Source organism: Streptomyces sp. NPDC101181 (genome assembly GCF_044767975.1).
In the GTDB taxonomy this organism is placed as follows: Bacteria; Actinomycetota; Actinomycetes; order Streptomycetales; family Streptomycetaceae; genus Streptomyces.
The window spans coordinates 199,806-225,656 of sequence record NZ_JBIWOX010000001.1; the positions used below are offsets into that span (position 1 = coordinate 199,806).

The following is a 25,851-nucleotide window of genomic DNA, read 5'->3' on the forward strand; positions in this document are numbered from 1 at the left end:
GCTCAGTAGCGGATCCACAGCTCGTAGACGCCCGGCTTGCCCGCGAACGGGTTGCAGATGAAGGTGCGGCTCCAGAGGCCGTTGTCGGCGCCGGAGTTCCCCACCGCCTGGCACTCCGCCAGGCTGGCGTGGTGGCTGCGGAGCCAGTAGCCGGGGCCCGTGGCGGAGGCGGTCGAGGCCGTGCCGAGGAGCATCGCCCCGGCGGTCGCCACGGTCACCGCGAGGGCGGCAATACGTCTGTGCATGTCGGTAACTCCGTTTCCAGTAGACGCACATGACTGTGCGTCAGTGAGGTGGTAGAGCCGAACCGATCAGCGCGCGCCGCCACAGGAGAAGCTAGCGAGTGGAGCACGCTCGCACAATAGGTCTGGACCAATAAGGCGGCGCATATGCCCCCTGGCCGTAAACCTGTGATGTCTCGCGCTCTCGTATCAGGCCGCACCCCCGGCCGCCGACCGCTCCACCGGAATCCACAGCTCCGTCTGCGCCCACGTCCCGTCGTCGGAGGGCTCGATCCGCAGGATCTCCGGGCTGGGCCGGGAGACGTACGGGTTCGACGGGAACCACTGGGTGTACACATCCCGCCATAGGTACTGGATGGCCTGCGGGAACGCGCCCTCGTTGGTGAAGACCGCCCAGGTGCCCGCCAGCACGGACAGGGCGTCCATGTCCTGCGGGGCCTCCGCGTTCGTCACCACCGCCTGGTAGTAGTCGAGTTCGGTGCCCTCCTCCCGGTTCGGGCCGAGCCGGTCGCTGACGGCGACCAGTCCCCTCGGCTCCTGGTCGGAGAGCGCCCCGATGCGGTCCAGCGTCTCCTGGCCCAGACCCCGGACGAACTCCACGATGGCCGGATTCAGACCCTCGTGCACCAGTGGGACGCGGGCCTTCCTGCCCACCACCCGGAACTCCTCCTTCTCGACCAGCCTGTATCGCATGGCACTGCTCCCTTCGACGACGAGTCGGAAGGTCAGCCGTTGCTGGGAGCGCAGGACCGCGCCGGTACGCCGGGCCTCGCCCGGTCCGACGCCGTGCACGGACCGGAAGGCGCGGGCGAACCCCTCGCCCGTGTCGTAGCCGTAGCGCACCGCCACCTCCAGCAGGGTCCGGTCGCCGCCGACCACCTCCGCGCCCGCGACCGTCATCCGGCGGCGGCGGACGTACTCCGACAGCGGGAGTCCCGCGAGCGCGGAGAACATCCGGCGGAAGTGGTACTCCGAGGTCATCGCGACACGCGCCAGTTCGGCCGCGTCGACGCGGTCACCGAGGTGCGCCTCGATGTGCTCCATGGCCTCGTTCAGTCGCTCCAGCAACCCGGCCTCCTTCCCTCTTCTCTTTCCGTCCACCGTAGGAAGCGGTGCGGGCACCGGACCCGACCGTCGGTGCCCGGTTCGGTCGGTGCCGCCCGGCCGGAGGGCGAGGGCCCGGATCCGCCGCCTTGACCCTGACGCAGGGGCACGGTTTCTCCTCGGACCGCAGGACACCACGCGACACCGAACCACCACGGGACGGGCCCCCGGCCTGTCCGCGTCTGCCGCGGCGTGCCCACGCGCCGCCCCAGGAGGGAACCATGCTGAGAATCCTGCCCGCCGCTCTCGCTCTCGCTGCCGCCGCCGCCTCGATGACGGCTCCGGGGTCCGCCCGGACGACCGCCCCGGAGACGTCGCCGCGATGGGGTGCCTGCCCGGAGGGGGTCGCCGCGCCCGGACTGGAGTGCTCCCGGCTCGACGTGCCGCTGGACTACCGCGAGCCGGACGGGAGGACGATCTCGATCGCGGTCTCCCGGCTGGCGAGCCGGAACCCTGAGAAGCGCCGGGGGGTGCTGCTGACCAACCCCGGCGGACCGGGCGGGTACGGGCTCGGGCTCCCCGCCGAGCTGAAGGCCGCCGGGCTGCCGCGGTCCGTCCTGGACCGCTACGACATCATCGGCTTCGACCCGCGGGGCGCGGGGCGCAGCACCCCGGTGACGTGCGGTCTGCCGGAGGAGGAGATCTGGGGCAACATACCGCCCTACGCACGGGACGCGGCCGACGTCGCCCGGCACGCGAAGAGGGCGCGGACGACCGCCGAACGGTGCGCCGCCTCCCGCACGGCGGACATGCTGCCGCACATCTCCACCCGCAACACGGCGCGGGACATGGACCGCGTCCGGGCCGCGCTCGGCGAGAAGAAGCTCTCCTATCTCGGCTACTCCTACGGCAGCCATCTCGGCGCCGTCTACACCACGTTGTTCCCGGGGCGCAGTGACCGCATCGTGCTGGACAGCAACATGGTCCCCGGCGGCCTGGACGTCACGGGTGCGCGGCTGATGGCCCGGGGCATGGAGGACCGGTTCCCCGACTTCGCCGCGTTCGCCGCCGCCCGCCCCGCGTACGGCCTGGGCAGCACCCCGGAGCAGGTGACCGCGAAGTACCACGAGCTCGCCGAGCGTCTGGACCAGCACCCCGTCCGGGGTGTGGACGGCTCCTACTTCCGGCTGCTGACCCTCACCCTCCTCTACCGCGACAGCCGTCTGCCGATCGTGGCGGAGGCCTGGCGGGCGCTCGACAACGACCGGCCGCTGCCGCCCGCCGCCGACCCGTCGCAGCGCGACCCCGACGTGGAGAACAAGGTCGCCAGCCATCTGTACGTGATCTGCAACGACTCCCGCTGGCCGCGGTCGGTCCGCTCCTACCAGCGGGACGTCGCCGTCGACCGGCAGCGCTACCCGATGTTCGGGGCGGCCGCGGCCAACATCCGGCCCTGCGCGTACTGGAAGTCCGAGCCGGCCGAGCCGCCGGTGCGGGTCGGTGACCGGGGGCCGTCGAACGTGCTGATGGCGCAGAACACCCGTGACCCGGGCACCCCGCTGGTCGGCGCCCGGCAGATGCGGCAGGCCCTCGGCGACCGGGCCCGGATGGTGACCGCCGACCAGGGTGGGCACGGCGTGTACGTGCTGAGCGGCAACGCCTGTGTGGACAGGATCGTCACCGGCTTCCTCGCCGGGGGTGAGCGCCCGGCGAGGGACCTGACCTGCGCGGCGAAGTCCTCCTGACCGGAACGCCGCGGCAGGACACCGCGTCTCCCCCGGGCCGGCTCGCGCGACGACGGCCCGGGGGACCGCCCTTGACGCTGCCCCTGGGGCATGGTCTTCACTCGGGGAGCCGGGCGGGTGCGCGATCCGCCGGGAGGCGTCGGCGTCGGGGAGGTCCGCGGTGGGGAACGCCGGGTGGAGCACCCGTCAGCTCGCCGAGCTGGCCGGGACCACGGTGCGCGCCGTGCGGCACTACCACGCGGTCGGTCTGGTCGCGGAGCCCGAGCGCCGCACGAACGGCTACAAGAGCTACGGCGTCCACCACCTCGTCCGTGTCCTGCGGATCAGACGGCTGTCCGGACTCGGGCTGTCGCTCCCCCGGGTCGCCGAACTCGGCGAGGCCGACGGTCACCCCCGGGAGATGCTGAGCACCCTGGAGAAGGAGCTGACCGCGGAGATCGACCGGCTGCGGCGGACCCGGGAGGAGGTCGCCTCGCTGCTGCGGCAGTCCGCGCCCATCGATCTCCCTCCCGGTCTGGGGCGTGCCGTCGCCCAGGCGGACGTCCCGGCTGCGGAACGGCTGCTGACCGTGGTGATGGCGCAGGTGCTCGGCCCGTCCGTCATCGACGCCTACGCCCGGACCCTGCGGGCGGGCGGGGCGGGCTTCCGTATCCCGGCGTTCGACCGGCTACCGCCGGACGCCGAGGAGCGCACCCGCCGGGAACTGGCCGAGCGCTGCCGCCTGAATCCGCGCCTGCGCCGGTTGCTCGCCACCTTTCCGAGCCCCAGAGAGCTGTGCGCGGACGCGCCCCGCGGCGAACGCCACGCACGACGCGCGCTCACCCTGGCCCTCCTCGACCTGTACAACCCCGCCCAGATCGACGTCCTGCTCCGGGTGCACGCGCTGGAGGTCCCCCGGTCCCCCGCGGTCCGCCGGGCGGGACCGTGACCCGCCGAGCACGCGAGAGGCGGCCCACCGGTTCCTTCCCGGTGGGCCGCCTCATGGGGGTGCGGTTCAGCTGAAACGGGCCTCGGAGAGCGTCGTGGTCACCGTGCCAGCGGTGGAGGACGTGGTGTCGGCCGCACCGTCGACCAGCTTGCCGAGGTCGCCGACATCGTCCAACGCACCGAGCGATACGGCCGGTTCGGCCGCGTGCGCGGCGTCCCCGCCTCCCGGGGGCGGGCTGATGGCGGCGATGACGGCGCCGGTGGCGAGGGTGACGACGGCGAGTACGCTTCGCTTCTTCATGCCCGGTTCAACGGCTCGCGCCCGGAAAGGGCACGCTCCTGCCTCGGGCACGCTCCTGCCTTCCCCGGAGCCGGGCCTCCGGGTGCGGGGCCTCGTGTGGGGGCCGCTGTCGGCCGTGCCCGCCGCCTCCCTACGCTGTGCCCATGGTGGTCTACGCCCCGGCGGCGCTTCTCTTCCTGGTGTTCTGTGTGTGCGTGGCGATCGAGCGCCGCAGGTTCAGCAATGCGGTGGTGCTGGGCCTCGCCGTGCTCTGCGCGCTGGGGGCTCTGCTGTACCGGCTGGTCGACTCCGGTTCGGCGGCGGTTCCCTACGTGGTGGGGGCGCTGCTGGCGCTGGGAGCGGTGGCCTTCCTGGTGCTGGTGTGCTTCCTGATCCTCAACGGCGTACGCATGCTGCGCAAGGAGGGGCGGAGCCCGGCCCATCTGCTGTCCCTGCTGGCCGCGTTCGCCGTGCTCGGCGTGGTCGCCCTGCTGGTCACGGCCGCCGTGCTGCGGACCCCGGTGCTGACCGGCGCGGCGGTGGCGGCCGGTGGGCTGGCGCTGTACTTCTCGTTCCTGTTCCTGTGCTTCGTCTGCTACGCGTTCCTCTACGGACGGCTCCAGGTGCGGCGCAGGGCCGACTTCGTGGTGGTGCTCGGCTCGGGGCTGATCGGCGGGTCCACGGTGCCGCCGCTGCTGGCGGGGCGGCTGAAGCGGGGGCGTGAGGTCCACGCGCGGCTCTCCCGGCGCGGCGGGTCCCCCGTGCTCATCACCTCGGGCGGGCAGGGGCCGGACGAGAAACTGCCCGAGTCCCACGCGATGGCCGACCACCTGGTGGCGGAGGGGTTCCCGGCCGACCTGATCCAGCGGGAGGACCGTTCGCGCAACACCGAGGAGAACCTGCGGTTCAGCAAGGAGATCATGGAGGCGGCGAAGCCCGACTACCGGTGCGTCGTCGTCACGAACAACTACCACGCCTTCCGGGCCGCCCTCATCGCCCGGCGGGTCCGTATCCGGGGGCAGGTGGTGGGCTCCCCCACCGCCGCGTACTTCTGGCCCAACGCGATGCTGCGCGAGTTCACCGCGATCCTCGTGGACTACCGGCAGAGCAACGCGGCGATGTGCGTGATCATCGTCCTCGGCGGGGTGGCCGCCTGGTACGCGAGCTAGCCTCGCCCGCTCCGGCACATCCGCGCCGACGCACAGCCCCCGGACCCCTGCCCCCGGCCGAGGGGATCTGCCGGGGGCAGGGGCGTCCGCTCAGAATCCTCCGCCGTCGAAGCCGCCGCCTCCGAGGCCTCCGCCGTCGCCGAAACCGCCCCCGCCGAAGCCGGAGGAGTCGAAGTCGGAGCCGGAGAAGTCGCCGCCGCCCCAGTCGCCGCCCGCGCCGCCGTCGCCGAAGTCGCCCCCGCCGTACTCGGCTGCGTACGCCGGAGTGGCGAGCATCGAGCCGAGCATGGTGCCGACGAGGAGGCCGGGGAGCAGGCCGCCGCCGAAGTAGCCGCCCGCCCAGGGGCCGTAGGCCGGACCCGCCTCCCAGTACGGGCGGCGGTTGCCGTCGCCGACGTCGACCGTGCGGCTCATGGGGTCCTCGCCCCGGCTCAGCCGTGCCTCGTCGGCGCCGCAGACCGGGACCTCGCGGGGCGCCCCGCCGGACGGGGTCCAGCGCACGTCGGCGACGGCGGGGCCGTGGCGCGGGTCGAAGAAGCACGGCGGGCGGCGGGCGGGGATCTTCGTACCGGTGCGGCGGGCCGCGAGGACGGCGAGGGAGTAACGGCCGTCCTCCAGGGACTCGGTGACCCCGCGCACGTCCGAGGGGCGGGCCGCGCGGGCCATCCTGGTCTTGGCGCTCTCGTAGGAGTCCAGGGCCCGTTCGTAGTCGGCGCGCATGGCGTCGTCCGCGCCCTTCTCGGCGGGGTGGAAGTCCAGCCGCTCCAGCGTCTCGCCGTAGGCGGTGATGTCCTCGTCGACGACGACCCGGAGCTTGTCCAGGGCGGCGCGCTCCTCTTCCTCCTTGCGGCGCTTGGTGCGGCGGGAGATCGCGTACGCGCCCGCGCCGCCCGCCGCCACCAGGGCGCCGAGCGTGATCAGGCCGCCGACCGGGGCGCCGGAGGAGCCGTCCGCACCCGAGCCGCCGGACCAGGAGGCGGGGGCGGTGCCCCGGGCCTGTTCGACGGCGCGGTCGACGAAGGCGTTGAGCTGGGCGGCGGCGTCGGTGTCCGTGGCGGGGTTCTCGACCGAGGCGGTGAGGTTGTCGACCGCCCGCACGGGCATGACCTGCGGGTCCGCGCCCGCGTCGAAGCGGTCGCCGAGGCGGACCGCGTAGACGCCGGTGACTCCGGTGTCGTTGCGCAGGGTCCGCAGCAGATCCCGCGCGGGGAAGGCGCTGGTGTTGGGCAGGACGGCGACGAAGACGGGCTTGCCAGCGTCGGTGATCTTGTCTTCGAGGGCCTTCTCGTCAGCGGCGGAGAGCTGGTCGCGGGCGCCCGGGTCCACGTACACCGGGTCCTCGCGCAGGGCCTGGGCCGCGTCCTGGACGGTCGTGGCGGGGGCCGCCGAGGCAGTGGAGGTCAGGGCGAGCCCGGCCGCTGCGGTGCTGAGCAGCAGGCCCGCCGACAGCGCGGGGAAGAGCCTTTTCCTCATACTTCACGCTACTCCAGGCGGGCGACGAACGCCGTCGCCCGCCGGGAGGCCCCGGGTGGGTCACTCGGTGGGCTCGACGCCCGCGCGCAGCAGCCCGTAGGTGTAGGCGTCCTCCAGCGCCTGCCAGGAGGCGGCGATGACGTTCTCGGCCACGCCCACCGTCGCCCAGTCTCCCGCGCCGTCGCCGGTGGTGATGAGTACCCGGGTGGTGGACTCGGTGCCGGTGCGGCCTTCCAGGATGCGGACCTTGTAGTCGACCAGCTCCAGCTTGGCGAGCTGGGGGTAGATCCGTTCCAGGGCGACGCGCAGCGCCCGGTCCAGGGCGTTGACCGGCCCGTTGCCCTCGGCGGTGGCGACGATCCGCTCCCCCTTGGCCCACAGCTTCACGGTGGCCTCGTTGGCGTGGGTGCCGTCGGGGCGGTCCTCGACGATCGCGCGCCAGGACTCCGTACGGAAGTAGCGGCGGGCCCGGCCCTCGACCTCGCCGCGCAGCAGCAGTTCGAAGGAGGCGTCGGCGGCCTCGTAGGTGTAGCCCTGGAGTTCGCGTTCCTTGACGCGCTCCACCACCCGGCCGACCAGGGCTCGGTCGTCGCCGAGGTCGACGCCCAGCTCCTTGCCCTTGAGCTCGATGGAGGCGCGGCCCGCCATGTCGGAGACCAGCATCCGCATGGTGTTGCCGACCAGCTCGGGGTCGATGTGCTGGTACAGGTCGGGGTCGACCTTGATGGCGGAGGCGTGCAGCCCGGCCTTGTGGGCGAAGGCCGAGACGCCCACGTACGGCTGGTGGGTGGAGGGGGTGAGGTTGACGACCTCGGCGATGGCGTGGGAGATCCGGGTCATCTCGGCGAGCGCGCCTTCGGGCAGCACCTTCATGCCGTACTTGAGTTCCAGGGCGGCGACGACCGGGAAGAGGTTGGCGTTGCCGACCCGCTCGCCGTAGCCGTTGGCCGTGCACTGGACGTGGGTGGCGCCCGCGTCGACGGCGGCCAGGGTGTTGGCGACCGCGCAGCCGGTGTCGTCCTGGGCGTGGATGCCGAGCCGGGCGCCGGTGTCGGCGATGACGGTGGCGACGACGGCCTGGACCTGGGCGGGCAGCATGCCGCCGTTGGTGTCGCAGAGGATGACGACCTCGGCGCCCGCCTCGTACGCGGTGCGCACCACGGCCTTGGCGTAGGTGGCGTTCGCGCGGTAGCCGTCGAAGAAGTGCTCGCAGTCGACGAAGACCCGGCGGCCCTGTCCGGTCAGGTGGGAGACGGTGTCGCGGACCATCTCCAGGTTCTCGTCCAGGGTGGTGCGCAGGGCCAGTTCGACGTGGCGGTCGTGTGCCTTGGCGACCAGCGTGATCACCGGGGCCCCGGAGTTCAGGAGCGCCTTGACCTGCGGGTCCTCGGCGGCGCTGCCACCGGCCCTGCGGGTCGCGCCGAACGCAACGAGCTGGGCGTTCTCGAAGGTGATCTCCTGCTGGGCGCGGGCGAAGAACTCGGTGTCGCGGGGGTTGGCGCCGGGCCAGCCGCCCTCGATGTAGCCGACCCCGAAGGTGTCCAGATGCCGGGCGATGGTCAGCTTGTCGGCGACCGTCAGGTTGATGCCCTCACGCTGCGCACCGTCGCGCAGGGTGGTGTCGAAGACATGGAATCCGTCGTCGGTGGCGTGGGCCTTGGTGGTCATGCTGGTCTGGCTCCTGTCGGATGAGTGGACCGGACGATCTGGTTCCACTTGCCCCCATCATCCCGCGCGCCCGGTTCGGCCCCGGTTCGGGCCGGAAAACAAAAAACCCCTCGCGGGTGCGAGAGGTCTGCGCGCGGGTCTGGGGCACGGTGGCCGCGCCCGTACGTGGTGGTACGGCACGGTCACTGCGGACCGGCGCGCCTGCTGCCAATAATCATGACGAACGAGGACACGGCAGCAGTCTGGCACAGCGCGGGCCGCCTGACGCCGGTGTCTCAGGATGCGGTCGTGACGCCGGTCGCATCCTCACCCGGTGCCCGGTGACAGCGACTCGTCCAGGAACTCCGCCGCCTGGGCGAGCACCTGCTCCCGGCCCGTCCCCGGGATCCCGACCGTGACGTGGACGCTGAACCCGTCCAGCAGCGCCCGCAGCCGGGCGGCGAACCGGTCCGCGTCCACCGGCCGGAACTCACCGCGCGAGATCCCCTCGGCGAGCAGCGCCACCAGGTCGCGGTGCCAGGCCCCCTCGATGGCGGCCTGCCGGGCGCGGGCGTCGTCGTCGGCGTTCTGCGAGCGGCCCCACACCTCCAGCCAGAGCGTCCAGTGGGGGTCGCGGTGCCCGGCGGGGAGGTAGAGGCCGATGTAGGCGTCCAGCCGTTCGCGGGCGCTCGCCGGCCGGGCGAGCAGGGCGCGGCGCTCGGCCCCCAGACGGCTCTCGCTCCACTCCAGGGTCCGCAGCAGCAGTTCGTCCTTGGTGCGGAAGTAGTAGAGCAGGTGCCCGCTGCTCATCCCGACGTCCCGCCCGAGGCCGGCCATGGTCAGCCCGTCGAGCCCGCGCTCGGCGACGGTGGCCATGGCGGCGGCGAGGACGTCCTCGCGGGGCGGGGCGGCGTGGTGGGTGCGGCGGGGGGCGGGGGTCACGGCTTCGCTCACACCTTCGGCTGCTGCTGGGTGATGCAGTGGATGCCTCCACCGCCCGCGAAGATCGTACGGGCGTCGACCAGGGTCACCGTACGGTCCGGGAAGAGGCCCCGGAAGATCGCGGCGGCCTCCTCGTCGCGCGGGTCGCCGAAGGCGCAGAGGACCACGCCGCCGTTGCAGAGGTAGTGGTTGATGTAGGAGTAGTCGGCCCACTCGCCGTCCTCGTCGCGCAGCACGGTGGGCGCTGGCACCTCGACGACCTCCAGCCGCCGCCCCCGGGCGTCGGTGGCGGCGCGCAGCACGGCCAGCAGCTCCGAGGTGACCTCGTGGTCGGGGTGGGCCGGGTCGGGCTGGACGTGGGCGACGACGGTGCCCGGCCGGACGAAGGCGGCGACGATGTCGACGTGGCCGAGCGTGCCGTACGTCCCGTAGTCGCCGGTCAGCCCACGGGGCAGCCAGATCGCCTTCTCGGTGCCGAGGCGGGCGTGGACCTCGGCCTCCACCTGCTCGCGGCTCCAGCCGGGGTTGCGCTCCGCGCCGAGCTGGACGGTCTCGGTGAGCAGGACGGTGCCCTCGCCGTCGACGTGGATCGCGCCGCCCTCGTTGACGAGCGGGGAGCTGAGGGCGGGGGCCCCGGTGAGCTCGGCGACGGCGCGGGCGATGTGCTGGTCGTTCTCCCAGCGGGCCCAGCCCTGGGCCCCCCAGCCGTTGAAGGTCCAGTCGACGGCGGCGAGGCGGTGGCCGTCGGTGACGAAGGTGGGCCCGATGTCCCGCATCCAGGCGTCGTCGAGCGGCCGGACGACCAGCTCGACGCCGGACCCGAGGAGGGCGGCGGCGCCCTCTTCCTGGCCCGGCCCGACGACCATGGTGACCGGCTCGAAGCGGCGTACGGCGCGGGCGACGGCGGCCCAGGCGCGGCGGGCCTCGTCCAGTTCGGCGTCGGAGGCGAAGGTGGGGTTGGGGCCGGGCCAGGCCATCCAGGTGCGCTCGTGCGGGGCCCACTCGGGCGGCATACGGAAGGGGGCGGGGGTGGTGGACATGGGGGCTCCAGGAACGATGAATTAGAGCAGCACTCTAACGCGTTTCACGGGCCTTATCACCGATGTGTGGCCATTACTTAGAGTGCCGTTCAATGTTTCGGAGACGGAAAAGGCCGCACCGGGCGCTGGGCCCGGTGCGGCCTTCGGGGCCGGGCAGTCGCTCAGCCGAGGGGGTGCATCCAGCCGTGGGTGTCCTCGACGGCGCCGCGCTGGATGTCGAGCAGGCGCTCGCGCAGCTTCATGGTGACCTCGCCGGGCTCGCCGCCGCTCTGGGTCCACTCGCCGCCCTCGGACTTGACGACGCCCACCGGGGTGATGACGGCGGCGGTGCCGCAGGCGAAGACCTCCAGCAGGGTGCCCGTGGCGGAGTCGTCGCGCCACTGGTCGATGGAGACGCGGCCCTCCTCGGAGCCGTAGCCGAGGTCCTGGGCGACCTTGAGGAGGGAGTCGCGGGTGACGCCCGCGAGGAGGGAGCCGGTGAGGGAGGGGGTGACGATCCTCTTGGAGCCGTCCTCCTGGGCGTACACGAAGTAGAGGTTCATGCCGCCGAGCTCCTCGACCCACTTGTGCTCGACCGCGTCGAGGTAGGCGACCTGGGCGCAGCCGTGCTCGGCGGCCTCGGCCTGGGCGAGGAGGGAGGCCGCGTAGTTGCCGCCGGTCTTGGCGTCGCCGACACCGCCGGGCACGGCGCGGACCCGGTTCTCGGAGAGCCAGATCGAGACGGGCTTCACGCCGCCGGGGAAGTAGGCGCCCGCGGGCGAGGCGATGACCAGGAAGAGGTACTCGTTGGCGGGCTTCACCCCCAGGCCGACCTCGGTGGCGATCATGAACGGGCGCAGGTACAGCGACTCCTCGCCACCGTGCGCCGGGACCCACGCCTTGTCCTGCTGGACCAGCGCGTCGCAGGCCGCGATGAAGGTCTCCACGGGCAGCTCGGGCATGGCGAGCCGGGCGGCGGAGCGCTGGAAGCGGCGGGCGTTGGCGTCGGGGCGGAAGGAGGCGACCGAGCCGTCGGGCTGGCGGTAGGCCTTCAGGCCCTCGAAGATCTCCTGCGCGTAGTGCAGGGTCATGTTGGCCGGGTCGAGCGACAGCGGGCCGTAGGGGACCAGCTCGGCGTCGTGCCAGCCGCGCCCTTCGGTCCAGCGGATCGTCACCATGTGATCGGTGAAGTGGCGGCCGAATCCCGGGTTGGCCAGGATCGCCTCGCGCTCCGCGTCGGACAGCGGGTTCGAGGAGGGCTTGAGCTCGATCGTGGGCGTCGTCATGAGTGCGTGTCCTTCACCGGTCTTGTGTGTGATGGACCGCGCCCACGCCCGCCGGCACCCGACGCTTTCCGGTCAGGTCCTAGGACGTCCGAGCTTCACCGCGAGCAACGGCCCCGCGTTCGATTATCGCTTGCGGGGGGCCGAGCACGAAACGGGGTGGGTGCGGTCCAGGGGTCGATGGTGGCACCCGGGGCCGCACAGGTGAAGCCGCCGGGCGCTGACGCGACCCGGCGGCTTCTCGGTGGAGTCGTCGGGTCAGCTCGCTACGCGTACCGCGAGGGCGTCGCCGATCTCGTCGGTCGTCCGTGCGACGGCCCCGTCGCGCTCCGCGAGATCGGCGGAGACGGCGTCCTCGACGCGCGCGGCCTCGGTCTCGTGGCCGAGGTGACGCAGCAGGAGGGCGACGGAGAGGATCGTGGCCGTCGGGTCGGCCTTGCCCTGCCCGGCGATGTCCGGGGCGGAGCCGTGGACCGGCTCGAACATGGACGGGAACGCGCCCGTGGGGTTGACGTTGCCGGAGGCGGCCAGGCCGATTCCGCCGGTCACGGCGGCGGCGAGGTCGGTGAGGATGTCACCGAAGAGGTTGTCGGTGACGATGACGTCGAAGCGCTCCGGCTGGGTGACGAAGAAGATCGTCGCGGCGTCGACGTGCAGATAGTCGGTGGAGACCTGGGGGTACTCGGCGGCGACCCGGTCGAAGGTGTTCTTCCAGAGGTGACCGGCGTAGACGAGGACGTTGTTCTTGTGGACCAGGGTCAGCTTCTTGCGCGGGCGGGCCGCCGCACGCTCGAAGGCGTCCCGGACGACGCGCTCGACGCCGTACGCGGTGTTGACGCTGACCTCGGTGGCGACCTCGGCCGGGGTGCCGGTGCGCAGCGAGCCGCCGTTGCCGGTGTACGGCCCCTCGGTGCCCTCACGGACGACGACGAAGTCGATGTCCGGGCGGCCGGCGAGGGGGGTCGCAGTGTTCGGGAAGAGCTTGGAGGGCCGCAGGTTGATGAAGTGGTCGAAGGCGAAACGCAGCTTCAGCAGCAGCCCGCGCTCCAGGACACCGGACGGCACGGACGGGTCGCCGATCGCGCCGAGGAGGATGGCGTCGTGGCTCTTCAGCGCCTCCAGCTCGGCGTCCGGAAGGGTCTCCCCGGTCCGGTGCCAGCGCCTGGCCCCGAGGTCGTACTCCTTGGTCTCCAGCTTCACGTCCTGCGGGAGGACGGCGCTCAGGACCTTGAGGCCCTGGGCCACCACTTCCCGGCCGATTCCGTCGCCGGGGATCACTGCGAGATCGATGCTGCGAGACATGGGGGGGAGCCTAACCGCGCGTCCCACCCCATGACATCCGACGTCCATCATGCGGACACTCGGCGTGGATGTCAGGGGTGGGTGGCGCTCCGGGACGGGCCCGCCGGGTCGCCTCCGGACAGGGGACGACCCGGCGGGCCCACTGTGCGACGGTGACCGCGAGCGCGGCTCAGTGGCCGGTCTCGCCGCCGTTGTCGCGGCGGTCCAGGGCGCGCTGGAGGGCGGCGGCGGCGTTCTTGCGCTCGGCCTCGGCCTGGCGGGAGGTGTGACGGACGCGGCGGGCGGTGATGGGGGCCATGATGATCGACTCCTTGAGATTCCTTGAGATCGCGTGACACCGGGCGGGCGGCAGAGCGCCGCGCGGTGGTGGGGACCGGGATCGGATTCCGAGGTGCCGGAAGGGGCGGGGAGCGTACGCCGCAGGGGGTGACCTGCTTCAGGGCGCGCGCCCGCATCCGCCGCAGTCGCTCGATCGAGCGGTTCGTTCGGCTCCTACCAAGCTAGGACAGCCGGACCGCTCTGTCTCTACAGTTAGTCGGACTTCCTACTATCTGAGACGGCTCCCCCGCCGTGACCCGCCCGCGACTCCCGCCGAAGAGCCCGGCGGGGAGGGCATCGCCCCAGTTCGGAGGCGGTACGACCGCACAGCAGGTCTCGCAGCGGGTCACGCGGCGGGTCTCACAGCAGGTCGCCCTCGCGCCAGTCGAAGGCGAGCGGGTGGGCGGGCGTGGGCAGCGGGTGCCCGGCCGCCGGGCGGACGTAGGCGGCGCCCTCCTCCTCGGGGAGCGGGAGCGGCCCGTGCGGGCCGAGGGCGGTGAGCCGGCCCGGCCAGACCTGCCAGCCGCGCGCCGCGTACAGGGCCGCACCGGCGTCGGACGCGGACAGGGCGCCGAAGTCGTGGGCCGCGTCGATGACGTGTTCCAGGGCGGCCATGACCCGGTGGCCGAGACCGCGGCGGCGGTGGTCGGCGCGGACGGCGACCGCCTCCACGTAACCGGCGCGGTAGGAGCGGTCCGCGTGCAGGACGCGGCGCTGGACGACGCTGCCGTGGGCGAGCAGGAGTCCGTTCCGGTCGCGGACCAGGGCGTGCGCGCCGCCGAGGGCGTGCTCCCAGTCCAGGTCCGCGAAGTCGCCCTCGAAGGCGGTGTCGAGCAGGGCGCGGATCTCCGCGCGCTCGGCGGCGGTCAGCTCGAAGGTGGGGGCGACGCGCATGGGGGTGGGCTCGGTCATGGGGCCCATCCTCGCGTGCGGGGGCCGCCGGCGACAGGGCCGCGTGCGTCGGCGTGATCGGCCATCCTCGCGCGCGGGGGCCGCCGCCCGCACGAGGATGACCCGCCCGGACCGGGGCGATCGGCGGTCCGGGCGGGTATCGGGTCCCCGCGGTGCGGGAGAGGGCACCGCGCCCCGGGAGGGGCGTGGGTGGCCCGGTCGGCCGTCACGTCGTGCGTGGCACGGGCCGGACGGCCTTCACGTCGTGCGGACCGTGGCTCAGTACACCGTCACGCCGTACGCGGACAGCGCCTCGGTCACCGGCTGGTGGATGGCCGAGCCGTTGGTGCCCGAGCAGCCGGAGCTGCCGGAGTGGATGCCGAGGGCGACCGATCCGGCGAAGTGCGCGCCGCCGCTGTCGCCGCCGGCCGAGCAGGCGGTGGTGCGGACCATGCCGTAGACGGGTCCGTCGCCGTAGTTGACGGTGACGTTGACCGCGGTGACCGTGCCGGAGGTGACCTTCGTCGTGGAGCCGCTCTTCTGGATCGCCTGGCCGACGACCGCGTTGGCAGCGGAGGAGATGTCCCGGGTGGAGCCGTTGTAGAGGTCCACGGTCCCGGCGGGCGAGGAGCCGTCGGTGTAGCGGACGATGCCGTAGTCGTTGGTCGGGAAGCTGGTGCCCTCCCGGACGCCGACCGCCGGACCGCCGGAGCTGGCCGACCAGTTGGCGGAGAGGTTGGTGCAGTGTCCGGCGGTCACGAAGTAACGGGCACCGCCCTTGGTGACGTTGAAGGCGGCCGAGCAGCGGCTGCCGCCGCCGTAGATCGCTCCGCCGCCCAGCACCTCGCGGCGGAACTCACCGGGGACGCGCTTGACGGCGACCGCGCCGTCGAGCCGTTCGGCGACGGCTTCCAGGCGGGCCATGTCCCGGGCGGAGACGGAGGAGTCGGCCTCGACGGCGACCCGGTTGGTGCGCGGGTCGACACCCCAGGAGGTGCCGGTGATCTTGGCCTCGGCCTCCAGGGTCGCCATCGCCGCGTCGAGCTGGGCGGCGCTGCGGGCCACCCGGCGCACGGTGGCGCCCGCGGCCTCGGCCTGCTCCTCGGCCCGGTCGGTGGTGACGGTGACGACCAGCTCGCCGGTCTCGCGGTCCAGGTAGCTTCCGGCGCTGCCCGCGCCGAGGGTGCGTTCGACCTTGGCGTCGAGCGCGTACGCGGACGCGGCGGGGACCGCCGAGGGGGTGGGGGCGGAGGGGCCTGCGGCGGTGGAGGGGGCGGCGCCGAGGCCCAGCGCGCCTGCGACGAGCAGCAGGGAAACACCGACGCGCGCGCGGGAGTCACGTCTCATGGGGGAACTCCTTCTCGGGTGACGTGTGGGGACGTACCGAGAAGGAATTTGACATGCCCATTACCTAGACCACAAGACCGCGTGACCTGATGGCCGGACGCTCCGCCGGGAATATCGACAAAGCTCCGGACAGGGGGCCGGAGACGGAAACCGCCCCCCGGCCGGCAGGGGGGCCGGTCGGGGGGCGGTGCTCGGACGGGCCCACGGTGCGGGACCCGGGAGACCCGGGGCGTCGCGCTCGGCGCCCCGGGGAGGGCGTCAGCCCTGGTGGGGGTAGGTGTAGTCGGTCGGCGGGACCAGCGTCTCCTTGATGGCCCGGGTCAGGGTCCAGCGCTGGAGGTTCTGCGGGGCGCCCGCCTTGTCGTTGGTGCCGGAGGCACGGCCGCCGCCGAAGGGCTGCTGGCCGACGACGGCGCCGGTCGACTTGTCGTTGATGTAGAAGTTGCCCGCGGCGTAGCGGAGCTTGTCCATCGTGTACGCGGCGGCCGCGCGGTCGCCCGCGATGACCGATCCGGTCAGCGCGTAGTCGGAGACCGACTCCATCTGCTCCAGCATGGCGTCGTAGCTGCCGTCGTGCCCGTCCTCGTAGACGTGGACCGCGAGGATCGGGCCGAAGTACTCGGTGGTGAAGACCTCGTTCGTCGGGTCGGAGCACTCCACGACGGTCGGGCGGACGAAGTAGCCGACCGAGTCGTCGTACGTGCCGCCCGCGACGATCTCGCACGCCGGGTCGGCCTTCGCGCGGTCGATCGCGGCCTTGTTCTTGGCGAACGAGCGCTCGTCGATGACGGCCCCGATGAAGTTGCTCAGGTCGGTGACGTCACCCATCGTGATGGCGTCGACCTCGGCCGCGAACTCCTCCTTAAAACCGGAGTTCCAGATGGAGGCGGGGATGTACGCCCGGGAGGACGCGGAGCACTTCTGGCCCTGGTACTCGAAGGAGCCACGGGTCAGCGCGGTCTTCAGGATCGCGCGGTCGGCGCTGGGGTGCGCGACGACGAAGTCCTTGCCGCCGGTCTCGCCGACCAGCCGCGGGTAGGTGCGGTAGTTGGCGATGTTGTTGCCGACGGTCTTCCACAGGTGCTGGAAGGTGGGGGTCGAGCCGGTGAAGTGGATGCCCGCCAGGTCGCGGTGGTTCAGCGCCACCTCGGAGACGGCCTTGCCGTCGCCGGTGACCAGGTTGATGACGCCCTTGGGCAGCCCGGCCTCCTCCAGGAGCCGCATCAGCAGCACGGCGGCGTGGGTCTGGGTCGGGGACGGCTTCCACACCACGACGTTGCCCATGAGGGCGGGGGCGGTGGGGAGGTTGCCCGCGATGGCGGTGAAGTTGAACGGGGTGATCGCGTAGACGAAGCCCTCCAGCGGGCGGTGGTCCATGCGGTTCCACACGCCCGGGGAGTTCGCCGGGGGCTGCTCGGCGAGGATCTGGCGCGCGTAGTGCACGTTGAAGCGCCAGAAGTCGATCAGCTCGCAGGGGGTGTCGATCTCGGCCTGCTGGGCGGTCTTGGACTGGCCGAGCATGGTGGAGGCGGCCATGGTCGCGCGCCAGGGGCCCGACAGCAGCTCGGCGGCGCGCAGGATGATCGCGGCGCGGTCGTCGAAGGACATCGCGCGCCAGGCCGGGGCGGCGGCGAGGGCCGCGTCGATCGCGTCCCGGGCGTCCTGCTCGGTGGCCCCGGCGAAGGTGCCGAGGACGGCCTTGTGGTTGTGCGGCTGCACGACGTTCACCCGCTCACCGCCGCCCATCCGCTTCTCGCCGCCGATGGTCATCGGCAGGTCGATCGGGTTGTCGGCGAGCTCCTTGAGCTTCACCTCCAGGCGGGCGCGTTCCGGGGAGCCGGGCGCGTAGGAGTGGACCGGCTCGTTGACCGGAGCGGGGACCTGGGTGACGGCGTCCATGGTTGCCTTGTCTCCTTGGTGTCGGCGGGGGTGTGTGTCGGCCCGGGGGCCGCTCAGCCCTTGGTGAGGATCGAGCGGCCGAAGAACAGCAGGTTGGCCGGCTTCTCCGCGAGGCGGCGCATGAAGTATCCGTACCAGTCGGTGCCGTACGCCGTGTAGACGCGCATCCGGTGGCCCTCGGCCGCGAGCCGGACGTGCTCGTCGCTGCGGATGCCGTACAGCATCTGGAACTCGTACTCGTCCAGTTTGCGCCCGCTCTGGCGGCCCAGCTCCTGGGCGATGGCGATCAGACGGGGGTCGTGGGACCCGATCATCGGGTACCCCTCGCCCTCCATCAGGATGCGGACCACGCGGACGTACGCCTTGTCGATCTCGGCCTTGTCCTGGTACGCCACGGTGGCGGGCTCCTTGTAGGCGCCCTTCACGACACGCACCCGGCTGCCGGCGGCGGCGAGGCGGCGGGCGTCGTCCTCGGTGCGGAAGAGGTAGGACTGGATGACGCAGCCGGTCTGCGGGAAGTCCTTCCGCAGCTCCTCGTGGATGGCGAACATCGAGTCGAGGGTGGTGTGGTCCTCGGCGTCCAGGGTGACCGTGGTGCCGATGGCGGCCGCCGCCTCGACGACCGGGCGGACGTTGGCGAGTGCCAGCTCGTGGCCGTTCTCCAGCGCCTGGCCGAACATGGAGAGCTTGACGGACATCTCGGCGCGGGTGCCGAGCTCCAGGTCTTTGAGGCGGCCGATCAGCTCCAGGTAGGCGTCGCGGGCGGCGGCGGCCTGGGCGGGGGTGGTGATGTCCTCGCCGACGACGTCGAGCGTGACTTCCAGGCCCTTGTCCGCGGCGTCCACGACGACCGGCACGACCTCGTCGACGGTCTCCCCGGCGATGAAGCGGTCGACGACCTGCTTGGTGCCGGGCGCGGCCGAGACGAACCGGCGCATCTTGTCGCTGCGCGATGCGGCGAGAATCACGGGACCCAGCACGGGGCACCTCCACGAAGGGACGGACGAGGAGCCGTAACGGTACGAACGTGAACGGACCGGTACGGCACGGATAACCACTGTGAAATCTAGGTACCCCGAGCGGGCTGTGCCATCGACACCTGTCACGCATCCGTGGCCGCCATCTCATACATCTGTATGAAGAAAGCCGTGCAGAGGTGCAGAATGGCAGCGTGACAGGCGACTACCAGGAACTGGTCGACGAGATCTCCGCCCTCCTCGGCGCCCCGGCCACCCTGGAGGACCGGGATTTCGGCCTGGTCGCCTTCGGGGCCCACGACAGCGACGACGACAGCGCCATGGACCCGGTCCGCACCCGCTCGATCATGACCCGGCGCTCCACCCCCGCCGTGCGCGCCTGGTTCGAGGGCTTCGGCATCACCCGGGCCACCGGCCCCGTCCGGATCCCCGCCGCCCCCGAGGCCGGAGTGTTCCGCGATCGCATCTGCCTGCCGGTACGCCATCGGGGTGTCGTCCTCGGTTACGTCTGGCTGCTGGACACCGATCCGGGGCCCGGCGACGAGCGGCTGACCGCCGCGATGGAGGTCGCCGCCCGCGTCGGGGCGCTGCTCGCCGACGAGGCGCGGGCGGGCGCGGACCTGTCGCGGGAGTTCGCCGCGGTCCTCGGCGCCGGACCCGGGCGGCAGCACGACACCGCGGTCGCCGCGCTGCGCGAGGCGCTGGGCCGGGACGCGGAGGGCCTGCACACGGTGGTGTGCGTGACCCCGTGGACGGACGACACCCCCTCGGTACGGGGCGTGGCGTCGGCGGCCGCGCTGGCGAGCGTCACCGCGCCGGGGGACGCCGGGGGTACGGCGCTGGCCGCGCTGATCCGGCTGCGCTCGGCGGACCGGCTGGACCCGGCCCTGGGCGCGGCGGACCGGCTGCGCGCGAGCGCCCCGGCGGCGGCCACCGGCGGGATCGCCGGACCGCGCCGGGGGCTGGCCGAGCTGGCCGTCTCCTGGCGGGAGGCGGCGGCCGCCGCCCGCGCGGCGCGGGCGGAGTCCCGCTTCGGCCCCGTCGCGCGCTGGTCGGCGATCGGTCCGTACCGCCTGCTGACCGCACTCCCGGGCACCGGCACGGACCCGGGGGACCCGGCGGTCGCCTCGCTGCTGACCCCGCTGCACCGGGAGCTCGCGCACACGGCGGAGGTGTTCCTGGACTGCGCGGGGCAGGCGAGCCGGACGGCCGCGGCGCTGGGCGTCCACCGGCAGACGCTGTACTACCGGCTCTCCCGGATCCAGCAGATCACCGGCCTCGACCTGGCCGACGGCGAGGACCGGCTGCTGCTGCACATGGCGGTGAAGCGGGCCCGGCTGTGACACCGCCTTTACGGCCGGGCCCTGTCAGCGGCCGCCGCGCGCACTCGGCTGTGACACCGCCCTTCCGCCGGGCCCTGTCAGTGGCCGCCGCGCGCGCCTGCCGGATCCGGGTGCGGCCGGGGCGGGCCGGACCACGGTCCGGGCGTGCCGGTGTGGGCGACGCCGGATCCGGCTGCGGCGGGGGCGGATCTCACAGCATCCCGTCGGCGTCCGCCGGTTCGGGGACAGGGCGGTCGGTGACCAGGGCGGCGAGCACGAACGGCGCGTCCCCGTCGCTGTGGCCGAGGATCAGGGCGATCCACCGGCCGCCGGGGCCGACCGGGCCCCAGACCTCCAGGTCCCCGTACAGATCATCGGCGAACAGCGCCTCGAAGAGCGGCTCCACCGCGAAACCGGCCTGCCGTCGCATCAGCGGCCCGTCCAGCCGCACCCGGCGGTGCGGCCCCCAGCGTGCGTCCAACGTCCGGGCCAGCTCGGCGAGATGAGCAGCGGCGGCCTCCTCGGCGTCGTTCCACTCGGGGGCGTACACGCCGGTGAGCGGGTCGTCCTCCCAGAGCGGCACGATGCGGAAGCCCGCGCCCGTGGTCGCCGTCCACTCGCCGGTGGCCGGGTCGCCCTCGGCGGCGGTGGGGCCGGTGGCCGGTACCGGGGCGGCGAGGAGCGCGGCCACCTCCGCCGCCGAGCGCTCCGCGTCGAAGAGTTCCCCGGCGCGGGCGGTCACAGCACGGCCCGGTCCATCGGGCGGGGCAGCGGGGCCAGCGCCCCGGCCTCCCGCAGCTGTTCGTAGACCCGGACCACCGTCGCGCTGTCCCCGGGCGCGGCGATGCTCAACAGCTCGCCGCCGTCGTGGAGCCGCTGCCGGACGATCTCCAGCCCGTCGGGGACCAGGGCGGCGCGGGCCGGGGAGAGGTAGCCGGTGCGGCCGACGACGGGGTCGCCGACGGAATACCCGGCGTCGTCCTCCAGCGCGTCCAGCACGTCGTCGTCGCTCACGTCGCCGAAGTCCGGTTCCCACTCCCGGGCGATGAGGGCGAGGACGTCCTCCTCCGGCACCACGGCGAGGTCCGGTGAGTGGAGGACGATCGCGAGCGACTGGAGCAGGAACTGCGGGGAGCCTCCGGCCAGTGAGCTGACCTCCGCCTGCCAGCCCGCCGCCCCGGTGCCGACCAGCCGCAGTCCGGTGCCGGTGAGGTCCGACCAGTCGGCCGCGCTCTGGGCGGTGCGCAGCGCGTCGCGCAGGGCGTCGCCGTCCGCGGCGAAAGCGGTCGCGGGACCCTTCCCGTGCACCTGGCTCCAGACGTCGGCCGCCTGCGGGACCAACTCGGCGAACCCGTCCAGGGTCCGCTGCCACCGTTCGGCCAGGGCGTCGACCGGTTCGGGCCTCGGACCCCAGAAGCCCCGCACTACACGTCGCATGCTCGTCTCTCCTCCGTGTCGGCCGGCCGCGTGACGCGGCTCCCCCGGCCCGGCCGCGGCCGCAGGGCGCCCCGCGTTGCAGGCTACAAGTCCCGAAGTCCCGTCGGGCGCCTCGCCGGTCACGCCGGGCTCGTGTGCCCGCCAGGGATTGCGGGACACCCCTCAGTCGAAGGCCTCCGGCTTTCTGGTGCTGTCGCCCGGGTGCGGCTTGCTGTGGATCACCTTGACCGGCAGTCCCTCCTCGCGGAACGCCCTGCGGGCGGCCCTGGCCACGTCCGGGTCGGAGAAGTGCCACTCCACGGAGCGGCCGCCGGACGCCTCGACCTGGGCGCGGGCCTCGGCGACGAACTTGTCCTTGCCGGACGCGGTGAGGGTCCCGCTGTCGGTCCTGGAGAGATAGCTGCCGTACCCGTTCTTCGCCTCCAGGAACGTCTGCCGGGAGGAGTCCCAGCCGTCGTACTCCACCGCGGGCTTGCCCTCACGGGGGTGCGGGACCACGTACTCCTGGCCCCTGTTCGTCCCGGTGATCTGCTCCTGGTAGCGGAGCCAGGACTCGTTCTTCCAGTTCGGCGCGGGGTTGCGGTCCCGGCCGGCCCAGTAGCCGTCGCCCGCGTCGGCGTCGCCGAGCGTGCGGTCCCTGAGGTCGTCGGCCCAGGACGGCGGGTTGTAGTTGCGCGGGTCGGAGGTGTCGTTGCGCTGCGCCTGCGGGTACTTCTTCTTCTCCAGCTCGGCCTTGCGCGCCCGCTCCGGCTCCTCCAGCCGCTTCTGGTCCAGGTGCGCCTGCCGTTCCGCCGCCCGCGCCTCCTCGGCGGCCTTCTTCGCGGCCTCGTCGCAGCCCTGGGCGAGGACGACCCGGCCCGTGGATCCGCTCGCCAGCACCGCCGTCCCGGAGCCGGGCGCTCCCCCGCCCCGGCCCCCGCCGTACCGCACCAGGGGCGGCCCGCCCGCGATGGCGCAGCCGGTCCGGCGCGCCGCGTCCTCCGCGCTGTCCGCCGCCTCGTCGGCCTCCTTCGCCGCCCTGCGTACCCCGTCGAGATCCCCCGCCTCCGCGGCCTGCCGGGCCCGGCGGGCGGCCGTGCTCGCGTCGCCCGCCACGTCGGCGACCTCGGAGGCCACACGGCCGAGCTTGCCGAGTTTCCCGCCCTTGCCGACCACCTTCGCGACGTTGTAGCCGGGGATGAACAGCGAGCCGACGTTCCAGATCACATCGGTGACGGCCCGGGTCTTCTCGCCGTTGTTCCAGCGCTCGCGGACGTCGTCCCCGACGAAGATGTCGTCGCCGACGGTGACCACGGTGCCGAGCGAGGCCCCGAACCAGTCCCCGAGCGCGCCCAGGTAGTCGCCGTCGGCCCACTTGTCGGCCGCTCCCGCGGAGTCGGCGGCCCACTGACCGCCGAGCTGCTTGCCGTAGTCGACCAGCCCCGACCAGGTCTCCGGCTTGAACAGGTCGATGATCCCGGTGATGTCGCCCCAGATCCCGTCGACCACGAGTCCCTTGACGACCTGGGTCGTCCGGTCCCAGGCGCAGCCGAAGAAGCCCCAGCCGCCGCAGTCCTCCTGGTCCTGTGCCTGTTCGCCGCCGCTTCCCCCGGCGTGCCCCGCGTCGGAGGCGGGGACGTCGTAGGCGGCCTCGGGCTCCTCGTGGTCATCGGGGAAGGTGTCCTCCCCGGTGCCGGGACGGCCGGCGTCGTCGGGACCTCCGGTGCCGCCGGTCGCGGAGCCGGTGCCGCCTTCCGTGCCGCCGGTGCCCTGGGTGTCTCCGGAGCCTTGGGTTCCGCCGGTGCCCTCCGTGCCGCCGGTGCCCTCCGTGCCGCCGGTGCCCTGGGTTCCGCCCGAGCCTTCGGTGTCTCCGGAGGCTCCGCCTGTGCTTCCCGTGCCTCCGGTCGCGTCGCCGCCGGTGGTCCCGCCGGTGGTCGTGGAACCACCGTCCGTCCCGCCGTCCGCGCCGCCCGTGGTCGTCGAACCACCGTCGGCGGCACCGCCGTTGGCGCCGCCGTCCGCGCTCCCCGACGTACCCCCGTCGGCTCCCCCGTCCGCGCCGCCGCCCGGATCGTCCCCCGCGACGGTGTCGCCGCCGGGCGACACCGGGCAGGAGCTGCCGGTCAGGGAGCAGATCGCCGACTGGAGGCCGTCGGTGATCCGGCCGCCCAGTCCGCCCACCGTCAGGGCGGCGATCAGCGCGACCACGATCAGGACGAGGCCCAGGTACTCCAGGGCGGTCTGCCCGCGGTCCCGCTTCCACGTGATCAGGTGCGGGAGCGAGAACTTCGGCGGCCGGCCCCGTTCGGCGGGCGGCAGCCGGAACCACGCACGGCTCTCCGCCCGGCTCAGCAGGACGATGATCAGGACCGGCAGCACCAGCTGGGTCAGCCCGTCCGGCGACCCGTTCCCGAGGTTGCCGAGCCCGCCGAGGATCAGCCACACCTGGACGGCGACGATCCCCCACCGGACCCGTGGCCCGCCGGTCCGGACGTGCCGGGCCAGCAGCGCCCCGGCCACCCCGGGCGCGGAGGCGTACAGCACGACGGCGAGCACCTGGGCGCCCATCGCGTCCACGGCGAGCGCGGAGCCGGACAGCCCGACCGCGCCCAGGACGGTCGCGCCGAGCAGGACGAGGAGCAGCGCCCGTACGAGGACGAGCGGGCCCGGGAGTTCACGCCGGGGGGCGACGGCCGGGGCCGGGCCTCCCGCTACGGGTATGCCACCGACAGCAGACATACGTGATCCGACCCCCGGTGCCGCTGAGTGACCTGACAACCGGTCACCCTAGAGCCGGGTGCCGCCGGTCGTCGTGGGCCCCAGGACCCAACAGCGGGCCCAGCCGGTCGCGTCGGCGGACACGCGAAGCGCCGTACCCGGCGGCCGGGCCCGCTCGCAGGGGACGAGGGACCGGCCGCCGGGTACGGCGCGCGGGTGGTGGTGGTGCGGGGGCGGTGCGTCAGTCGGTGAGGTTCACCGAGCGGGCCGAGGAGGCGCCGATCCCGTCCGCGATCTCACCGAGCACCGGCTGCGGGACGGTCTCGTCGACGGTGAGGACGACCAGTGCCTCGCCGCCCTCCGCGGCCCGGGACACCTGCATGCCCGCGATGTTCAGCCCGGCCTCGCCGAGGATCTTGCCGACCGCGCCGACCACACCGGGACGGTCCTGGTAGCGCAGGACGACCATGTGGTCGGCGAGCGCCAGGTCCACGTCGTGCTCGCCGATGGCCACGATCTTCTGGAGGTTCTTGGGGCCCGCCAGGGTGCCGGAGACCGCGACCTCCTCGCCGCTGGAGAGGGTGCCTCGCACGGTGACCACGTTGCGGTGGTCGGGCGACTCGGAGCTGGTGGTGAGGCGGACCTCGACACCGCGCTCCTGCGCGAAGAGCGGGGCGTTGACGTACGACACGGTCTCGTCGACGACGTCCTCGAAGACGCCCTTGAGCGCCGAGAGCTCCAGCACCTTGACGTCGTGCTGGGTGATCTCGCCGTACACCTCGACGTCCAGACGGGCCGCGACCTCGCCCGCGAGCGCGGTGAAGATCCGGCCGAGCTTCTCGGCGAGCGGCAGGCCGGGGCGTACGTCCTCGGCGATGACGCCGCCCTGGACGTTGACCGCGTCCGGGACCAGCTCACCGGCGAGGGCGAGGCGGACGGACTTGGCGACCGCGATGCCCGCCTTCTCCTGGGCCTCGTCGGTGGAGGCGCCGAGGTGCGGGGTGCAGACGACCTGGTCGAACTCGAAGAGCGGGGAGTCCGTGCAGGGCTCCTTGGCGTACACGTCGAGACCGGCCCCGGCGACGCGGCCCTCCTTGAGGGCGGAGTACAGCGCCTCCTCGTCGACGATGCCGCCGCGCGCGGCGTTGACAATGCGGACCGAGGGCTTCACCTTGTGCAGCGCCTCGTCGCCGATCAGGCCGACCGTCTCGGGGGTCTTGGGCAGGTGCACGGTGATGAAGTCGGCGGCCTCCAGCAGCTCGTCGAGGCTGAGGAGCTTGACGCCCATCTGCGCGGCGCGGGCGGGCTGGACGTAGGGGTCGTAGGCGACGACCTTCATACCGAAGGCCGACATGCGCTGGGCGACCAGGACGCCGATGCGGCCGAGGCCGACGACGCCGAGGACCTTCTCGCTCAGCTCGACGCCGGTGTACTTGGAGCGCTTCCACTCGCCGTTCTTCAGGGCCGTGTTGGCCTGCGGGATGTTGCGCGCGGTGGCCACCAGCAGACCGCAGGCCAGCTCGGCGGCGGTGACGATGTTGGAGGTGGGGGCGTTGACCACCATCACGCCGGCCTTGGTGGCCGCGGAGACGTCGACGTTGTCCAGACCGACGCCCGCGCGGGCCACGACACGGAGCTTCTTCGCGGCGGCGACGGCCTCGGCGTCGACCTTGGTGGCGGAGCGCACCAGGATGGCGTCGACGTCGGCGAGCGCGGGGAGCAGCTCGGCGCGGTCCGCGCCGTTGCAGTGCCGGATCTCGAAATCCGGACCCAGAGCGTCGACCGTGGCGGGCGACAGTTCTTCAGCGATGAGTACGACAGGCTTCGAGCTCACGTGAGTCCTCACAAGTCCAGTGCGGACGGCCGTCCCGACGGCCGCAGGCGGTGGAG

At 73.1% G+C, this 25,851-nt stretch carries 22 protein-coding genes; 4 read left to right on the top strand and 18 right to left on the bottom strand.

Going from position 1 to position 25,851, the window contains the following annotated elements; genetic code table 11:
• Positions 1–2: 2 nt before the first annotated feature.
• Together ACIRRU_RS00890 and ACIRRU_RS00895 are read right to left on the bottom strand one after the other, a co-directional pair.
• Positions 3–245, bottom strand: coding sequence for a hypothetical protein (locus ACIRRU_RS00890; RefSeq protein WP_363200683.1), 243 nt, complete (start codon positions 243–245; stop codon positions 3–5).
• 186 nt (positions 246–431) lie between these two features.
• A complete protein-coding gene (locus ACIRRU_RS00895) occupies positions 432–1,310 on the bottom strand; it encodes a GyrI-like domain-containing protein (RefSeq protein WP_403674499.1) in 879 nt (292 codons plus the stop codon).
• Between the two features lie 257 nt (positions 1,311–1,567).
• Here ACIRRU_RS00895 and ACIRRU_RS00900 point away from each other — a divergent pair, with 257 nt between their 5' ends.
• Positions 1,568–3,031 carry an alpha/beta hydrolase gene (locus ACIRRU_RS00900; protein WP_403674501.1) on the top strand — a complete coding sequence of 488 codons (1,464 nt, stop codon included), beginning with the start codon at positions 1,568–1,570 and terminating at the stop codon, positions 3,029–3,031.
• A gap of 160 nt (positions 3,032–3,191) precedes the next feature.
• Positions 3,192–3,959 (top strand): MerR family transcriptional regulator, encoded by a 768-nt coding sequence (locus ACIRRU_RS00905; RefSeq protein WP_403674504.1) that lies wholly within the window; start codon positions 3,192–3,194, stop codon positions 3,957–3,959.
• Positions 3,960–4,025: 66 nt separating this feature from the next.
• Here ACIRRU_RS00905 and ACIRRU_RS00910 read toward each other — a convergent pair whose 3' ends face one another.
• On the bottom strand, positions 4,026–4,259 hold the full coding sequence (locus ACIRRU_RS00910) for a hypothetical protein (protein WP_363200689.1): 234 nt from the start codon (positions 4,257–4,259) through the stop codon (positions 4,026–4,028).
• A 143-nt stretch (positions 4,260–4,402) separates the two neighbouring features.
• Here ACIRRU_RS00910 and ACIRRU_RS00915 point away from each other — a divergent pair, with 143 nt between their 5' ends.
• Positions 4,403–5,407, top strand: coding sequence for a YdcF family protein (locus ACIRRU_RS00915; protein WP_403674507.1), 1,005 nt, complete (start codon positions 4,403–4,405; stop codon positions 5,405–5,407).
• Between the two features lie 90 nt (positions 5,408–5,497).
• On the opposite strand, the gene ACIRRU_RS00920 is transcribed toward ACIRRU_RS00915, so the two are convergent.
• The 11 genes from ACIRRU_RS00920 to ACIRRU_RS00970 all read right to left on the bottom strand — a co-directional run bounded on the left by ACIRRU_RS00920 (position 5,498) and on the right by ACIRRU_RS00970 (position 18,508).
• Entirely contained in the window at positions 5,498–6,880 is a 1,383-nt protein-coding gene (locus ACIRRU_RS00920) for a hypothetical protein (RefSeq protein WP_403674510.1), read from the bottom strand.
• 60 nt (positions 6,881–6,940) lie between these two features.
• Positions 6,941–8,548 (bottom strand): citramalate synthase, encoded by a 1,608-nt coding sequence (gene cimA, locus ACIRRU_RS00925; protein ID WP_403674513.1) that lies wholly within the window; start codon positions 8,546–8,548, stop codon positions 6,941–6,943.
• 306 nt (positions 8,549–8,854) lie between these two features.
• Positions 8,855–9,469, bottom strand: a complete 615-nt coding sequence (locus ACIRRU_RS00930; RefSeq protein WP_403674516.1) for a TetR/AcrR family transcriptional regulator — start codon at positions 9,467–9,469, stop codon at positions 8,855–8,857.
• An 8-nt stretch (positions 9,470–9,477) separates the two neighbouring features.
• Positions 9,478–10,509 (bottom strand): agmatine/peptidylarginine deiminase, encoded by a 1,032-nt coding sequence (locus tag ACIRRU_RS00935; RefSeq protein WP_403674519.1) that lies wholly within the window; start codon positions 10,507–10,509, stop codon positions 9,478–9,480.
• Between the two features lie 161 nt (positions 10,510–10,670).
• Positions 10,671–11,774: a branched-chain amino acid aminotransferase gene (locus ACIRRU_RS00940; RefSeq protein WP_363200695.1), complete on the bottom strand. Its 1,104-nt coding sequence runs from the start codon at positions 11,772–11,774 to the stop codon at positions 10,671–10,673.
• A 255-nt stretch (positions 11,775–12,029) separates the two neighbouring features.
• Positions 12,030–13,073: a 3-isopropylmalate dehydrogenase gene (locus ACIRRU_RS00945; RefSeq protein WP_403674523.1), complete on the bottom strand. Its 1,044-nt coding sequence runs from the start codon at positions 13,071–13,073 to the stop codon at positions 12,030–12,032.
• 169 nt (positions 13,074–13,242) lie between these two features.
• Entirely contained in the window at positions 13,243–13,371 is a 129-nt protein-coding gene (locus ACIRRU_RS00950) for a hypothetical protein (RefSeq protein ID WP_363200697.1), read from the bottom strand.
• 380 nt (positions 13,372–13,751) lie between these two features.
• A complete protein-coding gene (locus tag ACIRRU_RS00955; RefSeq protein ID WP_403674525.1) occupies positions 13,752–14,303 on the bottom strand; it encodes a GNAT family N-acetyltransferase in 552 nt (183 codons plus the stop codon).
• A gap of 258 nt (positions 14,304–14,561) precedes the next feature.
• Positions 14,562–15,629 carry a S1 family peptidase gene (locus ACIRRU_RS00960; protein ID WP_403674528.1) on the bottom strand — a complete coding sequence of 356 codons (1,068 nt, stop codon included), beginning with the start codon at positions 15,627–15,629 and terminating at the stop codon, positions 14,562–14,564.
• 258 nt (positions 15,630–15,887) lie between these two features.
• A complete protein-coding gene (pruA, locus tag ACIRRU_RS00965; protein WP_403674531.1) occupies positions 15,888–17,528 on the bottom strand; it encodes an L-glutamate gamma-semialdehyde dehydrogenase in 1,641 nt (546 codons plus the stop codon).
• Positions 17,529–17,581: 53 nt separating this feature from the next.
• Positions 17,582–18,508, bottom strand: coding sequence for a proline dehydrogenase family protein (locus tag ACIRRU_RS00970; protein WP_403674534.1), 927 nt, complete (start codon positions 18,506–18,508; stop codon positions 17,582–17,584).
• A gap of 191 nt (positions 18,509–18,699) precedes the next feature.
• Here ACIRRU_RS00970 and ACIRRU_RS00975 point away from each other — a divergent pair, with 191 nt between their 5' ends.
• Entirely contained in the window at positions 18,700–19,848 is a 1,149-nt protein-coding gene (locus ACIRRU_RS00975; protein ID WP_403674536.1) for a PucR family transcriptional regulator, read from the top strand.
• 190 nt (positions 19,849–20,038) lie between these two features.
• Here the strand turns inward: ACIRRU_RS00975 and ACIRRU_RS00980 are convergent, their stop codons facing one another.
• The 4 genes from ACIRRU_RS00980 to serA all read right to left on the bottom strand — a co-directional run bounded on the left by ACIRRU_RS00980 (position 20,039) and on the right by serA (position 25,795).
• Positions 20,039–20,569: a hypothetical protein gene (locus ACIRRU_RS00980; RefSeq protein ID WP_403674539.1), complete on the bottom strand. Its 531-nt coding sequence runs from the start codon at positions 20,567–20,569 to the stop codon at positions 20,039–20,041.
• Positions 20,566–21,264, bottom strand: a complete 699-nt coding sequence (locus tag ACIRRU_RS00985; RefSeq protein WP_403674542.1) for a hypothetical protein — start codon at positions 21,262–21,264, stop codon at positions 20,566–20,568. Before ACIRRU_RS00985 ends, ACIRRU_RS00980 begins: the two co-directional genes overlap by 4 nt.
• A 162-nt stretch (positions 21,265–21,426) precedes the next feature.
• Complete coding sequence (locus ACIRRU_RS00990) at positions 21,427–23,982, bottom strand: Tox-REase-5 domain-containing protein (RefSeq protein WP_403674544.1); 2,556 nt, start codon at positions 23,980–23,982, stop codon at positions 21,427–21,429.
• Between the two features lie 220 nt (positions 23,983–24,202).
• Entirely contained in the window at positions 24,203–25,795 is a 1,593-nt protein-coding gene (serA, locus tag ACIRRU_RS00995) for a phosphoglycerate dehydrogenase (RefSeq protein ID WP_403674547.1), read from the bottom strand.
• Positions 25,796–25,851: the final 56 nt, after the last annotated feature.